Source organism: Sulfurospirillum diekertiae, assembly GCF_002309535.1.
Classification (GTDB): Bacteria; Campylobacterota; Campylobacteria; order Campylobacterales; family Sulfurospirillaceae; genus Sulfurospirillum; species Sulfurospirillum diekertiae.
This window is the reverse complement of sequence record NZ_CP023275.1, coordinates 763,329-788,090: the sequence shown is the minus strand read 5'-3', so window position 1 is coordinate 788,090 and position 24,762 is coordinate 763,329. Positions and strand designations below refer to the sequence as shown.

The following is a 24,762-nucleotide window of genomic DNA, read 5'->3' as shown; positions in this document are numbered from 1 at the left end:
CCAAAGATTATTTTTTTCATTTTCTACCTTTCTTTACATTGAATAAAATTATTTGAAGCTATGACTTTCAAAAATTTTCTCATATAGTATAGAGCTTATTGCCCTAAAATAGCTTTGAGATTTGAAGTCATTAAAGAGGCATTATCGAAGTTTAATATAACCCATTTCGTAGAGTTTATCATAGATTTTTGAGGCGATTGGACCGCCTTCTGACCCACCATGACTTCCATGTTCAACAAGAACCGTTACAACATATTGAGGGTTATCATAAGGTCCAAACGTGGTAAGCCAAGCGTGAGAGCGTTGGAAATAATCCATATCTTCTTCTCGCATACGTTTTTTATCGGTTTGCGAAATACCCACAACTTGTGCTGTTCCTGTTTTAGCGGCTATTTTAAAAGGGGCTGTTACTTTGATGTGATTGACAGCTGTTCCACCAGGAACATTGGCGACTTCAAACATACCCTCACGCGTAACTTTCAAAAAGCGTTTTTCACTCTCACTCACGATGCTGGGATCAGCGGGGAAATTGATCGTTTCGTCGTTTATTTTGCTGATAAAATGAGGTGTCACACCATTCCCCGTTGCTAAAAAAGCGGTGTATTTAGCAATTTGCACAGGCGTCACGAGAAAATACCCTTGACCGATTGACGTAATCAGGGTTTCACCTTGAGACCACCCTTTGCCGAAACGTGCTTTTTTCCACTCACGACTTGGAACCGTTCCCGTAAATTCACGAGGTAAATCAATCCCTGTTTTTGTTGCAAAACCAATTTTTGTTAAAAAAGGAGCAATGTTATCAATACCGACTTTGAGACTCGCTTTGTAAAAATAGTCATCACAACTCTCTTTAATAGCACGAACATAGGAGATCATACCATGTCCCTCTTTTTTCCAGTCACGAAATACCCTACCGCCAAGCTCCATCGTACCGGTTGACTCAAAACTCGTTGTTGGGTTAATAATGCCTGAATTCATCATTGCAAGACCGACGCCCATTTTTACGACAGACCCTGGAGGATAAAGTCCATTGACCAATTTATTGGTAAAAGGATGGTTGAGATCATTGGCAAGAACAACCCACTCTTCTTGCGTAATGCCACTGACGAATTTATTAAGATCATATTCTGGAAAACTCGCCGCGGCTAAAATTTCACCTGTTTGTGCATTCAGAACAACCACTGCACCACTATCCGTACCAAAAAGTTCTGCAATGTAGCGTTGCAACTCCAAATCAAGGCTTAAAACCAAATCATTGCTTTTAGGAAGTGTTTTACTGACCTGCTCAATCTCTTGGTTAAATGCAGTCACTTTAGTTTTTTTTTCCCCTTTAACGCCACGCAAAACATCATTGTAATATTTTTCAATACCCGTTTTACCAGAGAAGCCAACTAATTTTGCCGTACCTGTTTCATCCTCAGAAATATCTTGCGTATTCGATTTTCCCACATACCCAATGACATGCGATGCTAACGCACCATAAGGATAATGACGTTTGGAAGTAATCTCTATTCTAAGATTTTCATGCTGCGAAATTTTTGCAAAATAAGGGATGAGCTTATCGTAAGGAACAAAGGGAATGACATCCACAAAGTCATGATTGTAAGGAGAATCTGCTTTGAGATACTCTTTGGTCATCTCTTTTATAGTGTAGTCAGGTAAAAGGTCTGCTAAAAAAGCGATTTCTTCATCTAAAATAGCCCGATTGACTTTGTAACTCAACCTCGGTTTAATCCGAATAGAAAAACCTAAACGATTGACAGAGAGTGGGTTAAGATTGCGATCTAAAATAACACCACGTAAAGGGGCTAATTCATCGACTTTGACCGCATTTTGCTTCGCAATCTCTTCATAATAGGCATTAGATTTAATGCTAATATAATAAACCCTAACCAGCAGGGCGATCCACACCGAAATGAAGATACCAAGAACAATCTTAATTCTCACCGTGAAATCCTAAAAAGCATAAAAGAGAGTAATGAATCAATGATGATATAGTAAAAATAGTAGTTTGAAAAATAAGGGAAAGGTGCATTGTCCAAATAGGCAAAAAAAGCATTTAAAAAATAGTGCCCCAAATACGCAATCGCCACGTATGCTGCTAAAATACAGTTATTACATGTAATAACATTTTGAATTTTATAGATCGCAAAGCGGTAAACCACTACAAATAAAATAACATACGAAAAGAGATAAAACCCTTTAGTAAGATCGTATAAACACACATAACCCAAACTCAGAAAGAGAGGGAGAGCATTATCTTCATGTCGGTTAAAATTAAGAATAAGATAACAAAAAACTACGCCAACAAAAGAAGGAATCAGTGGATACAACGAGGACATGACAAGACTCAAAAAGAGCCATCCACTGATCCACAAGGTCACTAAATAGTTTTGATGAGCGCTATTTCGTCGCATATTGGAAAATGTTTGCATTTAATACAATCTGCCCATATTTTATGAGTAGGCAGTGCCTCTTTGGGGATTTCAGAAAAACCAACAGATTCGAAAAAAGCTTTTTGATAGGTCAAGGTGAAGACTTTCTTAACACCTAAGTTTTCTCCATCGATCAAAAGGTTTTGAATAATTCCTTTTCCAACGCCATGACCCCTAAACCCCTCTTTGACAACAAGGCTTCTAATCTCTGCTAAATTATCTGCATGGAAATGTAAAGCTCCAAATCCAATAATCTGGTCATCTTCCTTAGCAAGGATGTACGAACGAATATTGGTTGCCATTTCATCGGAACTGCGGAAGAGAATAATTCCTTTTTCGACTTCAGGTTTTACAACCTCTTGCATATGGACAATATCACTCAGTTTTGCTTTCGTATAACGTATCATGACTCTTCTCCAAAAAGCGTTAAGAAAATAGCGTTAAGTGCCTTATCTACCCCTTTTTTGCTACTACTTGAGACCAAAATAGCATCCGGATAATTCTTTTTAATCAGGCTAATCTCACTCTGTTTTAATTTATCAAGTTTGGTAAAAATACGCAAAATGGTCTGATCGGGTCTTACAATTTCACTTAAATAGGTGTGTACTGCTTGGTCTATCTCCAAAAAAGGGTGACGAGAATCAACAAGATGGACAAAAACACGGATTGAAACGCGCTTTTTAATATAATCTGTCAGGTTTTTTTGCCACTCTGCTTTGAGGCTATGCGATACTTTGGCATATCCAAAGCCAGGAAGATCTACCAGTTGCGCATGGTAACTTTCGCCGTCTTTGTCTAAGATGATTTGAAAAAAGTTAATGAGACGTGTCTTGCCCGGTGTTGAAGAGCTTTTAGCAAGTCCTTTTTTATTGGTAAGCGCATTAATAATGGAACTTTTGCCCACATTACTACGTCCAATAAAAGCAACTTCGCTCATCCCTTCAGGTGTAGTCTCTTCCATTTTGGAAGCAGACTTCACAAAGAAGGCATTTTTGACTTTAATCACTGTTTTTTATCCTCAACTTTGAAGATAAATTTCACAGGTGCAGCCCCTTTCCCATCCACTTGATACTGCCCACTGTTTTGATCCGCTCGGATAAAATCACCATACACTTTTTTATCTGTTTCAATCTCATGCAAAAAGGCTTTTTTCTCTAAAGTGTAAAGGCTTTTTGATGGTTCATAGGTCATTTTTTCAGCTTCGCCATAATACTTTTTTTGATTCATCGTTAAATTGCCCTTGGCATTACCTGTTGCAATATAGCGTAAAGGTTGTTTTTTATCATCAAACTCTATGACGACTTTATTCGCTGTCAGTTTATCACTCTCTTTGATCACGATAACATGACCTTCAAAGGTACTGATTTTCTTTTTATCATCAGCAAAAAATTTGTCAGCAGTGACTTCGACTTCCGCAGCCAAAAGCATACTTGAAGCGCATAAACAGAGTGCTATCAGTTTTTTCATCTACTTCTTCCCTAGTTGTTGTATAAATGAGTGTATATTAGTGGCACTTATTGTGCCCTCTTTCATCTGATAAACAAATGAAAGCCCATGACTACGGCTCTGCTTCTGGGTGAAATCAAAGGGTTTTTCACTGCTTAAAATCTCTTTTTTAAGGTCATAAAAAATATCTTCACCATCTAGGGCAACACCATCTTCTCTAGCATAATGTGAATTGGTTTGGAAGTGCATGACATTATCTTGAAGAGTGCCTTCATCTGATATGAGCGTACCATGTAATCCCTCTTTAGTCTTGTGCCCTGCATTAATAACATACAGTTTATCAAAATCTTTATAACGTGCTACGCGATCTGCATGCACGATGCTTTCAATCGTTCCCTCTTTAATCTGATAATTTTGAGCATTAAAAAGTTCTATATCAGGAACTAAATTCCCATTTTGATCTACGATATTAATCGTATAAGGCTCTTTAATAATTAAAAAGAGCATCATTGCAAAGAAAAGAAGTGTTGAATATACCAGTAATCTTACAGCCAAAGGTTTACAAATGCCTCACTCAAATTTTCTTTCTCGACCACAATGTCGATCATCTCTCTAACTGCCGCTTTTCCACCCTCTTTATGTAATACAACATCAACAGATTGCAAAACCATAGGTAAGGCATCGGCTGGAGCGAATGAAAGGCCAACAGAACGTAACAATGACACATCATTCAAATCATCACCAATAGCAGCGACTTGATTAAATGAGAGTCCTTCTTTATCCAAGATTTCTTGTAAAACAGCTTTTTTATTTTTGACATCTTGATACAAATAATTAATGCCAAGTTCTTTGGCTCGCTTATGAACTACCTGAGAACTTCGTCCCGTAATGATTGCTGTTTTACGTCCCAATTTCATCCATGAGACAATGCCGAAACCATCTTTGACATTAAATGTTTTAAACTCTTCGGCATCACTGTTGCCATAGGTAATTCCGCCATCCGTAAGGCAACCATCAACATCAAAAACCAATAATTCAATCATTATAAAACACCCTTAGTGCTTGGAATTCCTGCACGCTCATTTTTGACTAAACTCCGACGAAGGGCTACAGCAAAAGCTTTAAATGCGGCTTCCAAAAGATGATGTCTATTTTTACCACGGCGGGCAATAATATGTGCACTGATACCAGCATTGCTGATGACCGCTCTAAAAAACTCTTCCGCCAGTTCCACATCAAATTCGCCAACTTTTCCTTCCATCGCTACTTCATAGACTAAATAAGCACGATTGCTAAGATCAAGGGCGCATTCAACCGCTGCTTCGTCCATAACAACGACGGCATTACCATAACGTTCTACACTTTCAATAGGGTATATCGAAGCACGTAAAGCTTGCCCAAGAACAATGCCTACATCTTCAACACTATGATGAAAATCAATGTGTGTATCACCTTTACATGTAAGGGTTAAATCGATCAAAGAATGCTTGGTAAAGGCTTCTAGCATATGATCAAAAAAACCAATACCCGTAGCGATGTTTGCCTTACCCATACCATTAATCTCTAATTCTACACTAATGTGTGTCTCTTTGGTTACGCGTTGTAGTGTTTGCATTCTATTCCCTTACAATAAATGAGCCTTTGAAAGGCCCTTTTGCAATAAAATCTGAGGCTTCAGCTTCACTGCCAAATCCTTTAAGCCATACGCGGTACATCGGTTTATTTTCAAATGTACCCTCTTTTACGACCGCATTGTAGCGATTATTGACATTCATATTGCTTTGAGCAAACCGTGTCGCTCCATCTTTATTTCTAAAGGCGCCAATTTGGATGAAATAATCGGTTTCAACAACACTCTCTTTTGGTGCGCCAGCAGGTGCGACTACTCCTGCAAACCCTAGAACTTCAATACCCACAGGACCCGTTCCATTAGCAACAAGATCAATACGTGTCGCAGCAGTATAAGAGAGATCAATAATACGTGTCCCCACAAAAGGTCCTCGATCGTTAACACGGACAATAATACTTTTATTGTTTTTAAGGTTGGTTACTTTCAGCATTGTATTCATAGGGAGTGTTTTATGTGCAGCCGTCATATCATACATATTATAAACTTCACCATTGGAAGTTTTCTTACCATGAAAATCTTTACCATACCAGCTGGAAATACCGCTAAATGTATCTCCTACACTCACCATCGTCGGTGTATACGTTACACCATCAATCGTATAAGGACGCATCGTCGCTTTATGCATTGCAGGCGAATCATTAATAGGACCACTGCCATCAGGAGCTGCCATTGTAGCACCTCCCCTGGAGCGATAAGAATAAGAGTCGTGTTTAGAAGCGCATCCGTAAAATACCAAAAGCATTACAACACAAAGGCTCAATCCACTAGTTTTTTGGTATAACAATACTCTCTCCCACTTTTACAAGTGCATTCTTTTTCTTATTGGTTTTTATCAATTGTGCGACAGGAATATCGTATTTTTTTGATACCGTTTCAATGGTATCCCCTGTTTTTATGACATACAATTTTTCGACATTATTTGCCGATGCCACCGTTACTGAAGAATGTGTCGCTGTACCAAGAGGCACAATAATCTCTGTTTTTGGTTTCAGTGCAGCACTTTTTAAATTGTTGAGTTCCATTAAAGATTGATAACTCATGCCGTATTTTTTTGCAACACTTTGTAAGGAATCCCCTTTTTGGGTATTATACACAGCATATTTTTGGGGTTGTTTGGTTTGATCAAAATTTTGAGTAAATGTTATTTGACGATCTTGAGGAATATACAAATAACTTTTTTCACCAAGAGGCGAGGTAAAGGCATGTTTCAGATGCGGATTGTACGATTTTAATTCACGTAGTGAAATTCCAATACTCTCTGCCACATCTTTAAGACTTGTACCACTTTGGACGGAAACTTTAACAAACGTTGCATTATTCGCACGATTGAGAAGGTATTCAGAACCATTGTCAAGCATAATGTCTGTGCTACCAGAGATAAAACTCATCATTAAAATTTTACGGATATAGAGTCTACTTTCCTTGGGAAGGTACTTTTGGCTCTCATCTAAGAGAACATTAATATCATCGGTTCCAGCTTTGGCTATCGCTTTTGTAACCGTGCCTTCACCACAATTGTAAGCAAGTGCCGCAAGATACCACTTACCAAAAAGATCGTGTAACCGTTGTAAATAAACAATCGCCGCTTCCGTTGATTTAACAGGATCTCGCCTCTCGTCTACAAAAGCATTTTCAACCAAACCATAACGACGAGCCGTTTCAGGAATAAATTGCCAAATACCTGAAGCTTTTGCAGAAGACGAAGAAAAAGGATCAAAACTAGATTCGGTCATAGCTAAATATAAAAATTCTGGAGGAACGCCAGCTTCTTTCATCTTTTTTTGCAAAATTGGAACAAATTTATCACCACTTTCTAATTCACGTAGGAAATGTTTTGTTTTGTACATTTCGACATCTTCGTTCATAGAAATAAAAATAGAATCTTTCAAAAAAGTAGTTGGAAGATCAAAATTTTTAAGGGCGGTAAGTTGTTTTTCGTAATTATTGTCGGTATTTAAAAACGCGTGGAGACTCTGAAACACAAGAAAAAGGGTTAAAATAACCTTATACATGCCTCTCCTTTTTGGTGTATTTATTGCTTAGTATTTATTAGATTGTAACTAACTTTATCTTTTCTAAAGCTTTAAAGAGTGAAAAAGCATTTTTTGAGGTCAAATTGTGAAGTTCGGTGACACTTATATTTAAAAGCTCCGCCATCTTCGTTGCAACCAAAAGTGTATAACTTGGCTCATTGCGTTCTCCTCGATGAGGCATCGGAGAAAGGTAAGGAGCATCTGTTTCAATGAGGAGTTTATCACGTGGAATGAGGGGCAATACCTCAACTAAATTCTTAGCATTTTTAAATGTTAAAACGCCGCCTATACCGAAGTAAAAACCTTTATCTGCCAAATCTAAAAGATGTTTAGATGCATTATAACAGTGTAAAACACCGCCTACTTCGTATGCTTTTTCCTTTAGCAAAATCTGCTTGCTATCTTCATTGGCATCTCGAATATGAACGATGAGAGGCTTTTGAAACTCTCTTGCAAGTGCAATTTGCTGAGCAAAGACGTCGTGTTGTCTCTGTTTTTCAATCTGTTTTTCCTCGACATCCTCAGGTAATCTAAAATAATCTAAACCGCATTCCCCCACCGCAATACATTTTTCATCCTGCAAAAAAGATCGTAGTATTTTTTCATCATATTGTTCATGATTGTACGGATGGATACCTGCCGCAAAGAAGATATGTTCATAACGATGAGAAAGTTTTTGGGCATAACTTAGATCGTCAATATCTGCTCCAGGAATGATAATGCCCTTAACTCCTTGCTCATAAGCTTTTGTGATCACAGCATCAACGTCATCCCTAAAACGTGCATCATCCAAGTGGCAATGGGTATCTATAATCATTTAAGAAACCTCAACCCTATTTCTGCCATTTTTTTTCGCAATGTACAGTGCTTTATCCGCTTGATTAATCATCTCTTCCACGCTCTCCAAATCTCCAAACGTCACACCGATAGAAACACTGATGCTAAGATCTTTTTTCTCTTTGGTATGGATATGTAATCCCGCAACCGCATGATTGAGCTTAATGAAAAACTCCAATGCCTTTTTTTGGTCAATATTTTTAAGCACCACACAAAACTCATCGCCCCCCAAACGTGCAATAAAATGATCATGGGTAAGATGTTTTTCAAGTGTCTTGGCCAATTCAACAATGACCGTATCACCAACGCGGTGCCCTAGCGTATCATTGATCTGTTTAAATTTATCCACATCAATTAAGCCCATAGCAAAGGACTCATTTTTCTTTTTTGCCTCTTTAAAATACTCTTGCATCGCATCAAAAAAATAACGTCTGTTGGCGAGTCCACTGAGAAAATCGTTTTGTGCCATATCTTCAATTTTGGCAATATATTCTAAGGCATCCAGCGAATTATTAATACGACATGCAATCTCTTCTCTCGTAAAGGGTTTATTAATAAAATCATTGGCACCAATTTTGAGAAACTTGGCAGAGATCAGATCCGCATTGGTCCCCGTCATCGCAATAATAGAAATTTCATTTTTACTGTAGCGTTTACGAATTTCTTTGGTCAGCTCAACACCATCAATCACGGGCATCAGATAGTCCGTCAAAACAAGCTTAATGTCAGGATTGTCCTCTAAAAAAGCAAGCGCTTCTTCACCATGTGCTGCAACAAGGACTTTAAACATTTGGTGCTGTAATAAAGATTTGATCTGTGCGCGAGTTGCCATGGAATCATCGACAACTAATACTTTGATATCGCGATTTTTATGGAGTCGTTCAATCAATGTAAAAATATAATTAACATCGTCAATATTGCCTTTATAGACATAATCAATCACATCTTTTTTCAAAATATTTTCACGAATTTCTTTTTCCATTGAGCCAGTAAGAATAATAGAAGGGATTTTATGTGCCAAAATCATATCAACCACTTCGCCATCTGGGGCATCAGGGAGATTAAGATCGAGCAATGCTACAAAATAGTCACTATTTTTTTCAACAAGATTTTGTGCCTCTTCAAACGTATATGCCATATCAACATCAAAATCAAGGTTTGATTCCATTTTTTTGACAATCAGTTTAGACAGTGCTTTATTGTCTTCAACGATTAAAATTTTCTCTCGTGCCATAAATAATCCTAGCAATTACATGTAAGTTACTTTTCATTGTAACATAAAAAATTTAGTACTTTTATAAAAACGTCCCGTGAGAAAATCACTCAATACACAATGAGACTATTGCAAATTTCAACTTTCCAAAAGGGATTTGGCAAACACAATCGCTTCGTCGCTGACATTTTCACCACTCACCATACGTGCCAATTCCACAATACGCTCTTCATCTTTCAGAGGCACAACATGGCTTACATGTAAAGCGTCTTTGGTCACTAAAAAATGTTGATTGGCAACAGAAGAGAGTTGTGGTTGATGTGAAATCGCGAAGATTTGATATTTCGTGGAGAGTGTTTTGAGGACATTGGCAACACTCATGGACTCTTTACCACTGAGATTGGCATCAATTTCATCTAAGATCAAAACACCTCCACGAGAGAGTAAAAATTCATTGTGGGTGGCTAAGAAAGCAAGACGTACACGATTATATTCACCCGAGCTAATCTTTTTAAGATCGACTTTGCCAAGGTTTACATGTAAAGCATCAAACCCTAATTCATTTAAAGCACTCTCTTCCAAACTTAATTGCAAAGAAGGCATATACAACTGTGAAAGATAATCATTGATACGTGTTTCTAAGAGAGGTAAATATTTTTTGCGTGTTTCACTGATTTGGAGGCTTTGAATGTTGACTTCATGCTCTGATTTTGCAACGGCTTTTTGCAACTGGCTCTTTTCAAACGCGATATTTTCATAACGTGTCAGCTCTTCTTGGCGCTTTTGCTTATGTTCTAGCGCTTCTTCGATAGAACCGTAACGTTTTTTGAGTTGCGCAATCTTTTCAATACGATCTAAAAGAGACTCCACATCAATCTCTTCAAGGGCTTCAAGCGTTTCATTCTGTTTTTCAAATACCAAACGAAGCTCATTCATAGAGGCATCAAAAAAACTACTATCCGCTTCAATAAGATTTAGAACCTCTATGACGCTGCTTTCAAGTTCAAAAATCGTACCTGCTTTTTGCATTGCCGCTTCAATTTTTTCTTTTTTAGAGAGTGATTTTTTAAAAGCAATTAGCTCTTCGTCTTCGCCAATTTTAGGAGCTACCTCATCGATTTTAGCAATTTCAAAACGTGCAAATTCTTTGAGATCTTCCACTTTTTTCTCTTCAGCTTTAATACTCTCAAGCTCATCTTTGAGCTTTTTATACTCCACAAAAAGTGCTTCAAAAGCGGTGACAACTTCGAGATGGTTTGGCTCTTTACTCGCACAGACACCATCAATAAGCCCCAACAATCGACTGTTTTCAAACTCACTATTATCTTTGATGGAGAGGTAATTCACAAACGTACGAGAGAGTTCCACCATCCCTTTTTTAGAAACAGCTTGCGCATTGATAAAATAGCGTGCATTTTTGGCTTTGAGAAATTTAAAGATATTGGGTTCTTCCTCTTCAAAACCAAAAGTATCCAGTCCCAAATTGGACGTAAGCGTTGCTTCGATGACATCGGCATGCACATCCCCATATCCAAACAATGAGAGTAACCCTTGCATCAATACCGATTTACCAGCACCACTCGGTCCGCTAAAAACAACCAGTCCTTTTGAAAACTCTATATCACACTCAGCAAAGGAGAGATGATTTTTAATGAATAATCGCTCTATCACACGTGCCCCCAATGCAATTTCTTTTTCAAGATATCAAAATAGTCTCGATCCAAACTATGAATAAGCTCCGCACCCTGCTTTGCGCTTCGAACACAAACACGATCCACCTCGTTCATCGTATAGGTATCTTGCCCATCCACAACAATCACCGTATCGCCATCGCTCTCAAACGACACTTCAAAATCAACCGGTAAGACCAATGGTCGTTGACTCAAAGAGTGTGGGCAAATTGGCGTCAAAATCAGTGCCTCCGTCAGAGGATACACAACAGGACCTCCCGCTGAGAGGTTGTATGCCGTTGAGCCTGTTGGTGTGGAAACAATTAAACCATCGCCATAGTAAGAGTTAAAGAGTTGCCCATCAACATAGGCCTTGATATTACTCATATGGGAGATCTTCGAACGCGATAAAACAATGTCGTTAAACGCAACTACTTTTTCAATTTTTCCGTTTACATGTAAAGAAACTTCAAGCATCATTCGCGTATCAATGCGGTAATTTCCCACAAAAAGCTCTTCAATAAAATGGCTAATTTCATCGGTCTGAATGTCCGTTAGAAAGCCCAATTGCCCAGCATGAATTCCTAGAACTGGCTTGTGATAGTGTAAACTTTTGCGACACAGTGAAATGAGTGTACCGTCTCCGCCAAGAGAGATAAGGAAATCACTTCGTGTACACATCGACTCAAAGCTAACACCTGCACCGCAACCTAAAAGTTTGGCACTTTTTTCTTCAATGAGTAAGGTCACGTCATGTTTACTGAGTGCTGCTTCAATCTCGCGCACATAGCCACACAGCGTGCCATCATTGGGTTTACTGACAAGCCCTACGGTCGTAATCGTCGTTAATTTTTTTGTATGATTGGTTATTTTCATGATAACTCATTCTATCGTGTCTTTTATTAATCAGCGTTTATGCTATAATTTCGCGATATACAGACCTCTTGAAGAGATCAAAATTTACAGGGAGAAAACATGAAATATCTATTTTTGATGGCAATGACACTACTATTTTTTAGTGGCTGTGCTTATAAAAATGAAGCCATTGCACTCGATTCATACAAAGCAGAGTACAAAGGGCCTGTTTCAAAGGATAAAAAGACGATTTATCTGAGAACGGTTAAAGATCTACGAGCGAATAAAAGCATTATTGGGTACGTTGATCAAAAAAGTGCCACTCAGATTAAATTCTACAGCAATGAGAATTTTGCAGAGAAATACGCAGAAGGTTTAGGCTACGCATTGAATCTTGCAGGTTTTAGCATTGATGCTAGCACACAAGAAGCTAGTTTGGTGGTTGAAGTGTACATCAAAGATATTGAGATTATTTATAATGATAAAAATTTTGATACCAACCTCAATGGTGAGATTGAGCTTGAAGTTATCGTACGCAAAGGGGATGATGTGATCACCCAAAACTTCCGCCAAAAAGGAAGTAAATGGATAGCGCCATCAAACAATTCTAAAGACTTAGAGCCTTTCTTATACACACTTTTTTCAGATAGTATTGATCAAATCGTTACTCGTTTAACACGCTTTTAAAAAATTCTTTTTTTCACATGGGTTTTCTTTAATGGAAACCCATGTTCCTTTAGACTTCTCTTACCAGTTACTGACCACAACCCTATTTCTTCCGTATTTTTTTGCCAAATAAAGGGCTTGATCTGTCTCTTCTATCAGAGCATCTTTATCGGTAATCACTGCACTCAAAGAACAAATACCTATGCTGACGGTCACTTGTATGACTTCTTGTGTTGTAGAAATAGTAGCTACCGTTGTCTTTTCAACAATGCCACGTAATCGCTCAGCTAAAAGCTCCGCATCTTGTTTGTTGGTACTCGGTGTTATAATAGCAATTTCTTCACCACCATACCGTGCTACAACATCACTATCACGAACAACTTCTAAAACTACTTTTGAAAGATTTCTCAAAACTTCGTCACCCACTTTATGACCATAGGTATCATTGATTTTTTTAAAATGATCGACATCAAGAAGCATAAATGTTAAAGGAAGTTTATAACGTTTTGAAAGTGCAACTTCTTCCGTAATGCGCTCATCAAAATAGCGTCTATTATGAAGATTGGTAAGGCCATCGGTGATACTTTCATGCTGCAATATTGCCATATTCTTAACATCATTCATTGTATGTAGAGCAAGCTGTCCTACTAAATAAGCGAATACTCCTCCAAAAAACATAGTGATAGATGTAATAATGGACAGATGACTAAATTCATCGCCAAGGAGCCATAAGTTATAACCAAAAATAAAATAGCCAGCAATAAAAAAGAGAATAAAAATACTCAAAACCTTCCATCTCTCTTTGATGCTTCCTTCTGGAAGCTCAAGAATCAAGTGGCTAATAGGTGTAAGAGCGCGAATAAGAAAGAGAGCACCAATGATTAGTAAAATTAATTCAACTATCACGACAATTGAATACATGCAACCCCAAAATAATACAAATTTTTTTAACTATATGCAGATGATTGTACCACAAAACATAACAATGTTCTCTAAAATAAACTAAAGAAAAGCTACATTTAGATATACTGATTGTTTTTAAAAAACGATACTCAAGGGTTCATCAAAACACCCTTATTTTAGGATAAACATTGAGAAGTCATTATTGTACAGATTTAGATGTCGCCAATATCGGCGAGACCGTAGAAGTGTGTGGCTGGGCAAATAGCAACAGAGATCATGGTGGTGTCATCTTTATAGACCTTCGTGATAAATCAGGACTTGTGCAACTTGTTTGTGATCCAACCGATAGTATTACAGCACATGAAATTGCTGCTCTTGTCAGAGATGAGTTTGTTCTCAAAGCGAAAGGCCGTGTCAGAGCAAGAGGTGAAGGTTTAGAAAATCCACGCCTTAAAACAGGTAAAATCGAAATTGTTGTAGATGAACTGATCATCGAAAATGCAAGTGAAACCGTTCCTTTTGTCATTGGTGATAATAACGTAGGTGAAGATGTTCGTCTTAAATACCGCTACCTTGACCTTCGTAATCCTAAAGCCTACGAAATTTTTAAACTGAGAAGTAAAGCTACCGTTGCCGTTCGTAATTCACTGGATGCTCAAGGCTTTTTAGAAGTGGAAACCCCTATTTTAACCAAATCAACACCCGAGGGAGCACGTGATTATCTCGTTCCAAGTCGTGTTCACAATGGTGAATTTTACGCCCTTCCACAGTCCCCTCAACTTTTCAAACAACTTTTAATGTGTGCAGGATTTGATCGTTATTTCCAAGTGGCAAAATGTTTCCGTGATGAAGATTTACGAGCAGACCGCCAGCCAGAATTTACACAAATTGACATCGAAATGAGCTTTTGTACGCAAGAAGATGTTATGAAAGTCACTGAAAATCTTTTAAAAGATGTTTTCAAAGCCTGTGGTCATGAAATCAGCATTCCTTTTAACCGTATTCGTTTTAAAGAGGCGATGGAAAAATATGGCTCCGATAAACCCGATCTTCGCTATGACCTTAGCATGATTGATGTAATCGACATCTTTGCAAAGTGTAAAAATGAGATCTTTAGTAACATCGCCAAAGATACAAAACGAAACCGCATTAAAGCGCTCAAAGTTCCAAACGGCGATAACATCTTCTCGAAACGTCAAATGCAAGGTTTTGAAGAGTATGTTCGCAAATTTGGCGCATCAGGTCTCGGTTATTTCCAAATGAAAGAAGAAGGTCTTAAAGGTCCTTTGGCAAAATTCTTTGATGAAGACGATTTACAAGCCATCGTTACTGCAGCCGATCTGCATGTAGGCGATGCGATCTTCTTTGGTGCGGGTGAGAAAAAACTGGTACTCGATTATATGGGACGTTTCCGTATTTTTCTAGCTGAGCAAATGAACATTATCCCCAAAGATCGATTTGAATTTGTATGGGTCGTTGATTTTGAGATGTTTGAAGTAGAAAACGGCAACGTTAAAGCACTTCACCATCCTTTTACGATGCCAAAAGACATTGATAACACACCGATTGATGAGATGGAATCTATCGCCTATGACGTTGTTTTAAACGGCGTCGAATTGGGTGGTGGCAGCATCAGAATTCATAAAAAAGAGATTCAACAAAAAGTGTTCAATCTTCTTGGTATTAGTGATGAAGAGGCTCATGAGAAGTTTGAATTCTTACTCGATGCCCTCAAATTTGGTGCGCCTCCACATGGTGGATTGGCAATTGGTTTGGATAGGATGATGATGCTAATTACCAAAAGTGAAAGCATTCGTGATGTGATTGCCTTCCCTAAAACCCAAAAAGCACAATGTTTACTCACACGTGCACCAAGTGCCGTTGAGAGCGATCAGTTGCGTGATCTAGGTATTCGTCTAAGAGAAAAAACCAAATAAGTTCTGCTGAGATGCACAGCAAGCTTTAGTGCCCTAGTGGCTAACGTAGCAACAAGAGTTTTACTTTTGTTGCGTATAAAAATTAAAAAGGATGTTGATGAAGAAACTATTTTTGATTATTGGCGCCCCAGGCAGCGGAAAAACAACAGATGCGAGTTTAATTGCAGAAAAAAATAGCGACGTAATTGCGCACTACTCAACAGGTGAGTTACTTCGTGATGAGGTGGCTAGTGGTAGTGAACTGGGTAAAACGATTGATTCATTTGTCAGTGCGGGCAATCTTGTTCCTCTTGATATTGTTATCAATACCATTGTTAGCGCCATCAAAAATAGCCCTAAAGATGTCATTTTGATCGATGGTTTTCCACGCTCTGATGAGCAGATGAAAGCACTGGATGCTATTCTTGCAACAGAAACAACTGTGAAACTTGTCTCTGTCGTGGAAGTAGAAGTCAGCGAGCAAGTTGCATGTGATCGTGTTCTAGGACGTGCGCGTGGAGCAGATGATAACGTTCAAGTCTTCAAAAACCGTATGAAGGTGTACACGGAACCATTAGCGGGTATTCAAGCCTTCTACGGTGCGAAAAATCTTCTTCATAAAATCAATGGCGAACGTACCATCGAAGAGATCGTCAGCGAGATGGAAAACTTCGTTAAAAGCAACATCTAATGCACCACTTCTACTCTGTTATCATTGGGACTGAACTGCTCAATGGTCGCAGGGTAGATAAACACTTCGCCTTTATTAACCAAGCGCTTCAAAATCGCGGACTTTTACATGTAGGCAGTTTTGTCATTCAAGATGACCCTTCGCTTATTCAAAACTGTTTCAATATGATTTTACAAGATTCAAAGAGCGTAATGTTTTGCTTTGGAGGTATTGGTGCAACGCCTGATGATCTTACACGTGCTATTGCTAGTGAGGTTTTTACAGGGCAGCCTTTAGCTTTACATGTAAAGGCAAAAGAGCTTATTGTGAATCAGTTTGGAGATGAAGCGTACCCTCATAGAATCACGATGGCGATGCTTCCACCAGAGGCTGATCTTTTGCATAATGTTATCAATCAAGTCCCTGGCTTTTCACTTTTTAATCGTTTCTTTTTTACACCAGGCTTTCCCGCTATGGCTTGGCCAATGATCAAAGAAGCTCTCGATAAATACTTCCCCATTCAACCTATGCTTTTTAGCACATCATTTATCGTTGAAGCAACGGAAAATGACTTAATTGAGATCATGGAAGCTTTACCCAAAGAGCTTAATTTCTCCTCACTCCCTCGTTTCGAAGAACACAAACGTATTGTGGAAATTTACCTTGCACACACGGACCAAGCACTTGTAGAGCATTGGTCAGATTTCTTTAAAGAGAGTGTTCTCAAAAAAGGGAAAACCATTAGGGGTTGTTAACGTAATAACGATCAATTCCATCACTAATACCATCTACAAGCTGTTTTTGATATTGAGGATTGACCATATTGTCTGACTCTTCAGGATTGGTAATATATCCGAGTTCAATCAATACAGAAGGCATTGTAGCACCGACTAAGACCCAAAAAGGAGCTTCTCTAACCCCACCATCTTCAACATTGTATTTCTTTTTGACGGCTTTTAGCATGCTTGATTGTATATCAATCGCCATCTTATTGGAAAGTACAATTTTCTCACGATTGAAAACATTGAGAAAGGTCTCTTTTGAGTAAAAATCCATCTCTTCCATGGTTGATTGATTTTCCAATGCGGCGACGTTTTTAGAACGCTCCGATCGATCCGGAGAGAGGAAAAAGGTCTCTAACCCTTTCATCGAGAGTTTTTTAGCTTCATTGGGTGCAGCATTTGCGTGCAAAGAAACAAACAAGTCCGCATTTTTATCATTAGCCACTTTGGTACGATCTCTTAGTTCAATAAATTCATCACTTTGACGTGTATAAAAGACTTTGTAACCACGTGATTTTAACTCTTTTCCTAATTGCAAAGCCATCTCTAAAACAAGGTTTTTTTCAAGACGTTGTTTATATCCTGTGGCACCCGAATCCTTTCCGCCATGTCCAGCATCTATGACAATGGTTTTATCACGTTTAGGTCCTTTTTTTGAACTGCTCAAAGAAGTAGCACTAGACGCAGAGGGTGGAGGAGTCGTCTTTGCTGTTGCAGTGACAGGAGAGGCACTAGCCGCGGCAACAGGAGCAACTGTTGCTGGTGGAGGTATATTTTTATGAGTAGCTTCTACAACGGGTTGTTGAGGCTGTGGTATAGGTCTTTGGGTTAAAACAGGCTGTTTATTGAGTGAAAGAATGACTTGGTTTTCAAACACACTAACATATGTCTCAAAAGCACTAGGGGCATCTAGAATAATACGAATAGCATTATTATTGTATTGACTAATTCGTAAACTTTGCAGCTTTTTAGGTGTCGTAATCGTCAAAGGAGCATTCATAATAATTGCAGGGATATCAATAATTTTTTTATAACTGTCTGCACTTTTAAGAACAAAAATTTTCACACTACTTTCTACAACCTTAGCTCCAAAATCAAGCACAATTTCATCTTCATTGGTCACAACATGTTGAAGTACATTTTTACCATTATATGATTTTGGAAGCGCAGAATTTGACTGGTTTGATGAACCACTACTATTGGCCGTTTGCATCGCTGGTCTAGTTTCATTAACGACAGATGCAGGCGGCATGGGGGCAGGAGCAAAAGCCGATGGTGATGATGCCGAAGAAGACGGCGTATTACTGGAGGAAGCAGCAAAACTCTCTTCAGATGCAGGAGGAGGAACAAGAGGCTTAGAAGGAGCTGCTTTTTTGCTACCTTTGCCTAATGTTGCAAGCTCTGACTCATACTTTGATGCATCTAATTTAAGAACTTTAGCAGTCTTAATCAATCGCTCCAATGTCTCTTTTTTGAGATTTTCATCATTACCAATAATAGATTGAATATAAATAGCTTTCAGTCCATGAAAGATACGCAACATCTCATCATTACTTGCACCATTCATTTGTGTATCATACTGCTGTAATTGTTGCATGTAATTAGGAGCACCCAAAAGGGCTACACACATCAACAGTAAAACAAAAAATGATCTAATTAGTTTCCCCATATACCAACTTTGCGATCAGCTCTTTTACACTGATAATTTCATTGAGTTTATAACCATTTGCACCTGTAAAGAAAAGCCCTGTTTCGACTTTCCCCATATAGGCATCGCTCAAACTATCTGCAATACAATACCCTACTGCTTTAGCTTCTTGCCCCCGATGACACGGACTGACACAGTTACTAATACAACGAATAGGTGGTCCTTCTCTTTTTTCAACCATCTTGATAAGATTGGTTCTCACACCACGCGCTGGGTAACCTACGGGTGATTTAAAGAGTTTAATATCTTCTTGGTGTGCGTTCAGCAAAACTTCTTTAAAATTTTGATCGGCATCACACTCATGTGTTCCAATGAATCGAGTTCCCATTTGAACGCCATCTGCCCCCAAGCTCATCATCTTTAAAATATCATTGTGATCCCATACTCCACCTGCAGCAAAAAGAGGAAACTCACCACCCCAAGCCTTAATTTCTTCACGAATGGGTCCAATTAAATTTTCAAGCTGGTACTCTTCCATAGCGCACTGTTCATAGGTAAAACCTTGATGCCCACCACTTAAAGGACCTTCAACAACAATAGCATCTGGCAAGCGATTATAACGTTGTGTCCAACGTTTACAAATAATTCTTAATGCCTTTGCCGAAGAGACAATAGGAACGAGTGCTACATCAGGATAAGCAGCCGTAAATTCAGGCATATTGGTTGGAAGCCCTGCTCCGGTAATAATGATATTAACTCCTGCTTCGCATGAGTCCTTAATAACACGTTCATAATCATTAATGGCATAAAGAATATTCATTGCAAGTGGCTTTGAACCACAAATTTTTCGTGCATTTTCAACAATTGCAAATAAAGCCTCTTTGGAGTAAAAATTCTCCGTCTCGAAGGGGCGTGTATTGATATTTTTTTTACTAAAGTGCGTGTTCTGATAATAACCTGTTCCAACAGAGCTAATGACACCCAATCCGCCTTCTAAACTTACGGTTCCCGCAAGTTTATCCCAACTGATGCCTAGCCCCATACCCCCTTGAATAATAGGATATTCAAGTGTGTACTTGCCAATTTTAAGAGGTTCAAATGCCATTACTGCACCTTTAATCGAGCAAATTTTCGCTTACCGACTTGGAGAATATACTCTCCACATTCCAATTGTAGCTGTTCATCATCCACTTTGTCTTGATCAAGCTTTATTGCTCCTTGCTTAATATCGCGTCTAGCTTGTGAAGTTGAAATTTCAAGTCCACAATCAACCAAAGCTTTGGCGATCCAAATAGGAGATTCTTTACATGTAAAGGTTTCAATGTCTGTTGGAATCTCATTTTGAGAATGGACACGATCAAACTCAGCTTGAGCTTCAAGTGCTTCAGCTTTGTCATGATAACGCTCAACCATTTCTGCAGCAATCATCTCTTTTGCATGTTTGGGATGGATAGTCCCTGCGGCAACATCCTTCTTAAGAGCTTCAATTTCTTCAAGACTTTTCGTGCTTAAAAGCTCATAATAACGCCACATCAAATCATCAGAAATACTAAGCATCTTACCAAACATATCCGATGGTGCATCTGTAACACCAATGTAATTGCCTAAAGATTTACTCATTTTATTAACGCCATCCAGCCCTTCAAGTAAAGGCATCATAATGACGGCTTGCTCTTTGCCGATATTATAGGCACGTTGTAAATGACGCCCCATTAAAAGATTAAACTTCTGATCGGTACCACCCATTTCAATATCACTTTTCATTGCAACACTATCGTAGCCTTGAAGCAATGGGTATATAAATTCACTAATCGAAATAGGTGTTTGAGATTTATAGCGTTTTTCAAAATCTTCACGCTCAAGCATACGTGCCACATTAAATGTTGTTGTAAGTTCCACCAAACCTGATGCACCTAAAGCCTCAATCCACTCGGAGTTAAAAAGAACCACTGTTTTTTCAGGGTCTAAGATTTTAAAGACTTGCTCTTTATAGCTTTGCGCATTGGCTAAAACAACTTCACGTGTCAATTTTTTACGTGTCTCATTTTTGCCCGTTGGATCACCAATCATACCTGTAAAATCACCAATCAAAAACTGAACAATAGCTCCAAATTTTTGAAGGAGTGCCATTTTTTGAAGAAGCACTGTATGCCCTAAGTGAAGGTCTGGTGCTGTGGGATCAAATCCCGCTTTCACTAAAAAAGTTTCACCTTTTTCAAAATAATTTTTGAGTAATGTAACAACACGCTCTTCATCAATAATCTCACTAATCCCTCTTTTGATCTCTTTGAGCGCATTTTGAATCCGCATATCCATTCTATCAGTTCCTTCTTCGATTATTTATAGGCATCATTGACTGAAATAAATTCAATCACTCGGTATTTTCCTTTGAGATTATCCCGTACTGCATTCACATTTTTATCAGGCAATTCCAAAATCATCTCAAAATAGTCTGCATGACCTTCATCTTCACCCTTGCCGAGTTCTATCGTCACCAGATTGATCTGCATTTTAGCCAAATAAGCTAAAAATGAGGCTAAAGAACCTTTCTTGTTTTCAAGACTTACAATCAATTTGTAACGATCGGGCGCTTCTCTCGTCCATTTCACAAATACCATAGGCTCATTTTCTTCCATCAAAGTCGCTGCACGTTCACACAACTTATGATGCACAAAAACATCATTGCCTTTTTTAAAACCTACAATATCATCCCCTCGTTTAGGATGACAACAGTAGTCAAAATAGACGTTAGAAATATGATGATTTGAGTAGATGACGATATTTTCAAACTTCTGCTTTTTGATGTGATAACGATCTTTTTTGAGTAAAGGAAACAGCATCGTATCTTGCATAGCATAGAGTTTTAATGTATTAGCCACATCTTGTAAATAAATAGAATCTGTAGAAATTTTAAAAATCTTTTTCATAGCATGTTCTTGTTCCACCCATGCTTCAACTTTACTTTCAGCAACTCCAAAAGTATAGGCAAGGATTTTGATCGCTACTTTGTGGTTAATCTCTTTGATTTTTTGACGGCAATTCGATTGAATCGTACTTTTTGCTTTACCTGTTTTAACACTATTGATCCAGCTACAACGATATTTTGGCTCTTTTGAGGTTACAATACGAACAATGTCACCATTTTTGAGTTCACTTAAAAGTGGTACTTTTTGTTTATTAACATACGCCTCATCCGCATATGTACCAACTTCAGTATGAACTTCATAAGCAAAATCTAGCACTGTCGCCCCACGAGGAAGCGTAAAGATATCTCCTTTGGGAGAAAAAACCGCTATATCTTCAGTATAAAGATTATCTTTGGCAATGGCATAAAAATCTTCAATATTTTCAATCTCTTCATTTTGGTTATTGAGTTCATTGAGCCAATCCAGTTTAGGATTAAGACCTCCTGATTTATATTTCCAATGTGCTGCCACACCATATTCTGCTGTTTTATTCATATCATAGGTTCGGATTTGCGCTTCAACAATGGACTTATCATCAAATACCGTTGTATGAATTGTCTGATAACCATTTTCTTTCGGTATCGCGATATAATCTTTAAAACGTGATATTAACGGCTTAAAATGTTGATGAACAATACCAAGGGCACGGTAGCAATCAATGGGAGTTCGCACAATAATACGAATGGCTAAAAGATCCAAAACTTCTTCAATGCTGACACCTTTACGCTGCATTTTAAGATAAATGGAATAATAGTGTTTAACACGCTTTTGAATCGTAAAATCGCTCTCAATAAATCCTTCTTTGAGCATATGATTTTTAATTTTGGAGATAAAATGATTGAGGCGAAGTTGAAGTTGTTGCCCATGCTCTGTAATATAGCCATCAATTTTAGTGTACTCATTGGGCATAACATAGAAGAAACTAAAATCTTCCAAAAGATTTTTAATGGAAGAGATACCCAGACGGTGTGCAATAGGTGCATAAACCACTAATGTCTCTTCTGCAATACGACGTTGCTTAACAGGATCAAGTGCAGCAAGCGTAAGCATATTATGAAGTCTATCACATAATTTCACGACTAATACACGCACATCACGAATAGAGGCAATAAGCATCTTTCGAAACGTTAGAGCAGAAGCAACCAGTTTGTCATTGGAGTACGAAGGTATCAATTCAACATCACGTATTTCAACAATTTTAGTTAAACCATCTACTAAATGTCCAACTTCCTCACCAAACATTACCTTAATATCTTCAGAAGAGCATGAAGTATCTTCAACGACATCGTGCAGCAAACCTGCTACAATCATCGGCTCATCGCCACCCAAGTATGCGACAAAAACGCACACTAAGATAGGATGAACAACATACTCTTCGCCACTTTTACGATATTGCCCTTTATGTTTAGTCATCGTAAACGTAACTGCTTTCTCAATGTTGGGCGTTGGCTTTATATACTTATATAAGAGTTCTACCGCTTTTTCAGAGCTTTTACACTCTTTGACAATTTCAAGTAACTCTTCCAATGTTCAAACTACTTAACAGTCAGTAATAGATTCTAATCTAACTTTGCCTTCTGCAATTTCAAGAAGAGCAATGTCTGTAAACTTTTGTTTGTTTTTATCCGCTTTAATCAAAGGCTCTGCACCATTTGAAAGTTGCTCTGCTCTTTTAGAAACCATCATGACTAATTTATAACGATCTTGACCGACAAGCAATAAAGCTCTTGCTGTAATTTCTTCTGTTCTTTCCATCTTTTTTTCCTTATTTATTTCTAACGATTGAGCAACACGATAAGTTGCCTTCTATAATTTTTTGTAAATTTCCTTTTGCAAACATATTACAAATGACAATCGGGAGATTGTTGTCTTTTGCAAGCGCAATGGACGTATCGTCCATGACTTTAATATTATCATCCATGGCTCTATCATAAGTCAGTTCAGCTAATTTTTGTGCATCAGGAAATTTCTTAGGATCTCTATCATATACACCATCGACCTTTGTTGCTTTGATAATCATATCTGCGCCAATTTCAATCGCACGTAGTGTTGCCGCAGTATCAGTTGTAAAGAAAGGGTTGCCTGTGCCTGCAGCAAAAATTACAATACGCCCTTTTTCAAAATGACGTTGTGCTCGTCTGACGATAAACGTCTCACAAATGGCTTCCATTTTAATCGCACTTTGAACTCTCACTTCCATTCCAACATGTTCAAGCGCCTCTTGCATTGCAATGCTATTAATCACGGTTGACAGCATTCCCATATAATCACCACTCGTACGTTTGATAATACCATCTTTTGCAGCGCTCACACCTCGAATGATGTTGCCTCCGCCAATAACGATACCAATTTCAATGTTATGTATCACCAATGATTTAATCTCATCAGCAATATATTTTAAAATAGTCGTGTCAATACCAAATCCATTATCACCTGCAAGTGCTTCACCAGAGAACTTAACTAAAACTCTTTTTCTCTTCTCCATATTATATAAACCTTTCTTTCTAGGCATAGAAAACTTCTATATTTTATCCTAACAGACCTAAAAAGTTACTTTGCAATCAGTTCTAGTGGGTCAATGTGAAAATTTTTCTGAGTCACTTCGAAGGTAAGATCATTGTCAACACGACCAATGACATACCCTTTTTTGATTTTCTGTCCTACCTGAATCGTAGGTGCAATTTTTGAGAGATGCGCATAAATCGTATGAATTTCATCACCATTTTCGATAATAACCACTTTTTCCATAGAGGCAGTATCTTTAGCAAAGATAACTTTCCCATTTAAGACGCTTTTAACGGTAGCATCGGGGGTTGAAGATGCCAGAACAACAGATTCATTAAAAATTTTAATCTTATAGATAGGATCAACATAATCGCCAAATTTACGTTTTACATTGTAACTATCCAACGGAGCGATGGTTCGCTCTCCAACATATTTTTTTACGTTACTGTTTTGATAGGAAGAGCCAATTTGCCTAATACTATTGTCTTCCCCACCAACGGTTTTAGGCCCTTTGTCTCTTTTTGCAGCATTTTTTTCAGCTAAAAGTTTATTTTCTTCTTGAACCTTAATAATTTTAAGTTGCTCAA

25 protein-coding genes and 1 pseudogene are annotated in these 24,762 nt (G+C 38.1%); 4 read left to right on the top strand and 22 right to left on the bottom strand.

The features are described 5' to 3' along the window. Positions 1-141: 141 nt before the first annotated feature. The 14 genes from mrdA to SJPD1_RS03975 all read right to left on the bottom strand — a co-directional run bounded on the left by mrdA (position 142) and on the right by SJPD1_RS03975 (position 12,140). On the bottom strand, positions 142-1,947 hold the full coding sequence (gene mrdA / locus SJPD1_RS04040; RefSeq protein WP_096046072.1) for a penicillin-binding protein 2: 1,806 nt from the start codon (positions 1,945-1,947) through the stop codon (positions 142-144). After that, a complete protein-coding gene (locus SJPD1_RS04035) occupies positions 1,944-2,417 on the bottom strand; it encodes a hypothetical protein (protein WP_096047789.1) in 474 nt (157 codons plus the stop codon). Before SJPD1_RS04035 ends, mrdA begins: the two co-directional genes overlap by 4 nt. Beyond that, on the bottom strand, positions 2,384-2,842 hold the full coding sequence (locus tag SJPD1_RS04030; protein WP_096046071.1) for an N-acetyltransferase: 459 nt from the start codon (positions 2,840-2,842) through the stop codon (positions 2,384-2,386). Before SJPD1_RS04030 ends, SJPD1_RS04035 begins: the two co-directional genes overlap by 34 nt. Next, positions 2,839-3,441 carry a ribosome biogenesis GTP-binding protein YihA/YsxC gene (yihA, locus tag SJPD1_RS04025; RefSeq protein ID WP_096046070.1) on the bottom strand — a complete coding sequence of 201 codons (603 nt, stop codon included), beginning with the start codon at positions 3,439-3,441 and terminating at the stop codon, positions 2,839-2,841. The genes SJPD1_RS04030 and yihA overlap by 4 nt, the downstream gene beginning before the upstream one ends. Further along, the gene (gene lptA / locus SJPD1_RS04020; protein ID WP_096046069.1) at positions 3,438-3,902 is read right to left on the bottom strand and encodes a lipopolysaccharide transport periplasmic protein LptA; all 465 of its coding nucleotides are present in this window, start codon (positions 3,900-3,902) and stop codon (positions 3,438-3,440) included. Before lptA ends, yihA begins: the two co-directional genes overlap by 4 nt. Then, positions 3,903-4,436 (bottom strand): LPS export ABC transporter periplasmic protein LptC, encoded by a 534-nt coding sequence (lptC, locus tag SJPD1_RS04015; RefSeq protein WP_096046068.1) that lies wholly within the window; start codon positions 4,434-4,436, stop codon positions 3,903-3,905. Next, positions 4,427-4,924, bottom strand: a complete 498-nt coding sequence (locus SJPD1_RS04010) for a KdsC family phosphatase (RefSeq protein WP_096046067.1) — start codon at positions 4,922-4,924, stop codon at positions 4,427-4,429. The genes lptC and SJPD1_RS04010 overlap by 10 nt, the downstream gene beginning before the upstream one ends. Then, positions 4,924-5,496 (bottom strand): imidazoleglycerol-phosphate dehydratase HisB, encoded by a 573-nt coding sequence (hisB, locus tag SJPD1_RS04005; protein ID WP_096046066.1) that lies wholly within the window; start codon positions 5,494-5,496, stop codon positions 4,924-4,926. The genes SJPD1_RS04010 and hisB overlap by 1 nt, the downstream gene beginning before the upstream one ends. Position 5,497: 1 nt before the next feature. Beyond that, a complete protein-coding gene (locus tag SJPD1_RS04000) occupies positions 5,498-6,295 on the bottom strand; it encodes a septal ring lytic transglycosylase RlpA family protein (protein ID WP_191342079.1) in 798 nt (265 codons plus the stop codon). After that, entirely contained in the window at positions 6,276-7,523 is a 1,248-nt protein-coding gene (locus SJPD1_RS03995) for a lytic transglycosylase domain-containing protein (protein WP_096046065.1), read from the bottom strand. The genes SJPD1_RS04000 and SJPD1_RS03995 overlap by 20 nt, the downstream gene beginning before the upstream one ends. A gap of 37 nt (positions 7,524-7,560) precedes the next feature. After that, the gene (locus SJPD1_RS03990; protein WP_096046064.1) at positions 7,561-8,361 is read right to left on the bottom strand and encodes a TatD family hydrolase; all 801 of its coding nucleotides are present in this window, start codon (positions 8,359-8,361) and stop codon (positions 7,561-7,563) included. After that, positions 8,362-9,615, bottom strand: a complete 1,254-nt coding sequence (locus SJPD1_RS03985) for a GGDEF domain-containing response regulator (RefSeq protein ID WP_096046063.1) — start codon at positions 9,613-9,615, stop codon at positions 8,362-8,364. A 117-nt stretch (positions 9,616-9,732) separates the two neighbouring features. Continuing rightward, a complete protein-coding gene (locus SJPD1_RS03980) occupies positions 9,733-11,265 on the bottom strand; it encodes an AAA family ATPase (protein ID WP_096047787.1) in 1,533 nt (510 codons plus the stop codon). After that, positions 11,262-12,140 (bottom strand): NAD(+) kinase, encoded by an 879-nt coding sequence (locus tag SJPD1_RS03975; RefSeq protein ID WP_096046062.1) that lies wholly within the window; start codon positions 12,138-12,140, stop codon positions 11,262-11,264. Before SJPD1_RS03975 ends, SJPD1_RS03980 begins: the two co-directional genes overlap by 4 nt. 99 nt (positions 12,141-12,239) lie before the next feature. Here SJPD1_RS03975 and SJPD1_RS03970 point away from each other — a divergent pair, with 99 nt between their 5' ends. Continuing rightward, entirely contained in the window at positions 12,240-12,806 is a 567-nt protein-coding gene (locus SJPD1_RS03970; protein ID WP_096046061.1) for a YajG family lipoprotein, read from the top strand. 60 nt (positions 12,807-12,866) lie between these two features. Here the strand turns inward: SJPD1_RS03970 and SJPD1_RS03965 are convergent, their stop codons facing one another. Further along, entirely contained in the window at positions 12,867-13,706 is an 840-nt protein-coding gene (locus SJPD1_RS03965) for a GGDEF domain-containing protein (protein WP_096046060.1), read from the bottom strand. A 170-nt stretch (positions 13,707-13,876) separates the two neighbouring features. Between SJPD1_RS03965 and aspS the strand changes: the two genes are divergently transcribed. From aspS to SJPD1_RS03950, 3 genes are all read left to right on the top strand, one after another. Further along, positions 13,877-15,625, top strand: coding sequence for an aspartate--tRNA ligase (gene aspS, locus SJPD1_RS03960; protein WP_096046059.1), 1,749 nt, complete (start codon positions 13,877-13,879; stop codon positions 15,623-15,625). Positions 15,626-15,722: 97 nt separating this feature from the next. After that, a complete protein-coding gene (locus tag SJPD1_RS03955; protein WP_096046058.1) occupies positions 15,723-16,295 on the top strand; it encodes an adenylate kinase in 573 nt (190 codons plus the stop codon). Continuing rightward, positions 16,295-17,029, top strand: a complete 735-nt coding sequence (locus tag SJPD1_RS03950; RefSeq protein ID WP_096046057.1) for a competence/damage-inducible protein A — start codon at positions 16,295-16,297, stop codon at positions 17,027-17,029. The genes SJPD1_RS03955 and SJPD1_RS03950 overlap by 1 nt, the downstream gene beginning before the upstream one ends. On the opposite strand, the gene SJPD1_RS03945 is transcribed toward SJPD1_RS03950, so the two are convergent. From SJPD1_RS03945 to SJPD1_RS14650, 7 genes and pseudogenes are all read right to left on the bottom strand, one after another. Further along, a complete protein-coding gene (locus tag SJPD1_RS03945; RefSeq protein ID WP_096046056.1) occupies positions 17,016-18,725 on the bottom strand; it encodes an N-acetylmuramoyl-L-alanine amidase family protein in 1,710 nt (569 codons plus the stop codon). The two genes, SJPD1_RS03950 and SJPD1_RS03945, sit on opposite strands and share 14 nt — an antisense overlap. Next, a complete protein-coding gene (locus SJPD1_RS03940) occupies positions 18,709-19,809 on the bottom strand; it encodes a nitronate monooxygenase (protein ID WP_096046055.1) in 1,101 nt (366 codons plus the stop codon). Before SJPD1_RS03940 ends, SJPD1_RS03945 begins: the two co-directional genes overlap by 17 nt. Further along, positions 19,809-21,014 (bottom strand): tyrosine--tRNA ligase, encoded by a 1,206-nt coding sequence (tyrS, locus tag SJPD1_RS03935; protein WP_226372284.1) that lies wholly within the window; start codon positions 21,012-21,014, stop codon positions 19,809-19,811. Before tyrS ends, SJPD1_RS03940 begins: the two co-directional genes overlap by 1 nt. A 26-nt stretch (positions 21,015-21,040) precedes the next feature. After that, entirely contained in the window at positions 21,041-23,197 is a 2,157-nt protein-coding gene (locus SJPD1_RS03930; RefSeq protein WP_096046053.1) for a RelA/SpoT family protein, read from the bottom strand. Positions 23,198-23,209: 12 nt separating this feature from the next. After that, a complete protein-coding gene (locus tag SJPD1_RS03925) occupies positions 23,210-23,425 on the bottom strand; it encodes a DNA-directed RNA polymerase subunit omega (protein ID WP_096046052.1) in 216 nt (71 codons plus the stop codon). Positions 23,426-23,435: 10 nt separating this feature from the next. Beyond that, positions 23,436-24,155, bottom strand: coding sequence for a UMP kinase (gene pyrH, locus SJPD1_RS03920; RefSeq protein WP_087437971.1), 720 nt, complete (start codon positions 24,153-24,155; stop codon positions 23,436-23,438). Positions 24,156-24,220: 65 nt separating this feature from the next. Then, positions 24,221-24,640: pseudogene (locus SJPD1_RS14650) on the bottom strand (murein hydrolase activator EnvC family protein); the annotation flags it as partial. Positions 24,641-24,762: the final 122 nt, after the last annotated feature.

Coding starts and splice junctions, on each gene's coding strand:
- SJPD1_RS03950 (WP_096046057.1), top strand. CDS start 16,295: ATGCACCACTTCTACTCTGTTATCATTGGGACTGAACTGCTCAATGGT.
- SJPD1_RS03990 (WP_096046064.1), bottom strand. CDS start 8,361: ATGATTATAGATACCCATTGCCACTTGGATGATGCACGTTTTAGGGAT.
- SJPD1_RS03955 (WP_096046058.1), top strand. CDS start 15,723: ATGAAGAAACTATTTTTGATTATTGGCGCCCCAGGCAGCGGAAAAACA.
- SJPD1_RS03940 (WP_096046055.1), bottom strand. CDS start 19,809: ATGGCATTTGAACCTCTTAAAATTGGCAAGTACACACTTGAATATCCT.
- pyrH (WP_087437971.1), bottom strand. CDS start 24,155: ATGGAGAAGAGAAAAAGAGTTTTAGTTAAGTTCTCTGGTGAAGCACTT.
- SJPD1_RS03945 (WP_096046056.1), bottom strand. CDS start 18,725: ATGGGGAAACTAATTAGATCATTTTTTGTTTTACTGTTGATGTGTGTA.
- SJPD1_RS03975 (WP_096046062.1), bottom strand. CDS start 12,140: ATGAAAATAACCAATCATACAAAAAAATTAACGACGATTACGACCGTA.
- hisB (WP_096046066.1), bottom strand. CDS start 5,496: ATGCAAACACTACAACGCGTAACCAAAGAGACACACATTAGTGTAGAA.
- SJPD1_RS04010 (WP_096046067.1), bottom strand. CDS start 4,924: ATGATTGAATTATTGGTTTTTGATGTTGATGGTTGCCTTACGGATGGC.
- SJPD1_RS04030 (WP_096046071.1), bottom strand. CDS start 2,842: ATGATACGTTATACGAAAGCAAAACTGAGTGATATTGTCCATATGCAA.
- SJPD1_RS04035 (WP_096047789.1), bottom strand. CDS start 2,417: ATGCGACGAAATAGCGCTCATCAAAACTATTTAGTGACCTTGTGGATC.
- SJPD1_RS03925 (WP_096046052.1), bottom strand. CDS start 23,425: ATGGAAAGAACAGAAGAAATTACAGCAAGAGCTTTATTGCTTGTCGGT.
- SJPD1_RS03985 (WP_096046063.1), bottom strand. CDS start 9,615: ATGGCACGAGAGAAAATTTTAATCGTTGAAGACAATAAAGCACTGTCT.
- SJPD1_RS03995 (WP_096046065.1), bottom strand. CDS start 7,523: ATGTATAAGGTTATTTTAACCCTTTTTCTTGTGTTTCAGAGTCTCCAC.
- tyrS (WP_226372284.1), bottom strand. CDS start 21,014: ATGCGGATTCAAAATGCGCTCAAAGAGATCAAAAGAGGGATTAGTGAG.
- lptA (WP_096046069.1), bottom strand. CDS start 3,902: ATGAAAAAACTGATAGCACTCTGTTTATGCGCTTCAAGTATGCTTTTG.
- SJPD1_RS03965 (WP_096046060.1), bottom strand. CDS start 13,706: ATGTATTCAATTGTCGTGATAGTTGAATTAATTTTACTAATCATTGGT.
- SJPD1_RS03970 (WP_096046061.1), top strand. CDS start 12,240: ATGAAATATCTATTTTTGATGGCAATGACACTACTATTTTTTAGTGGC.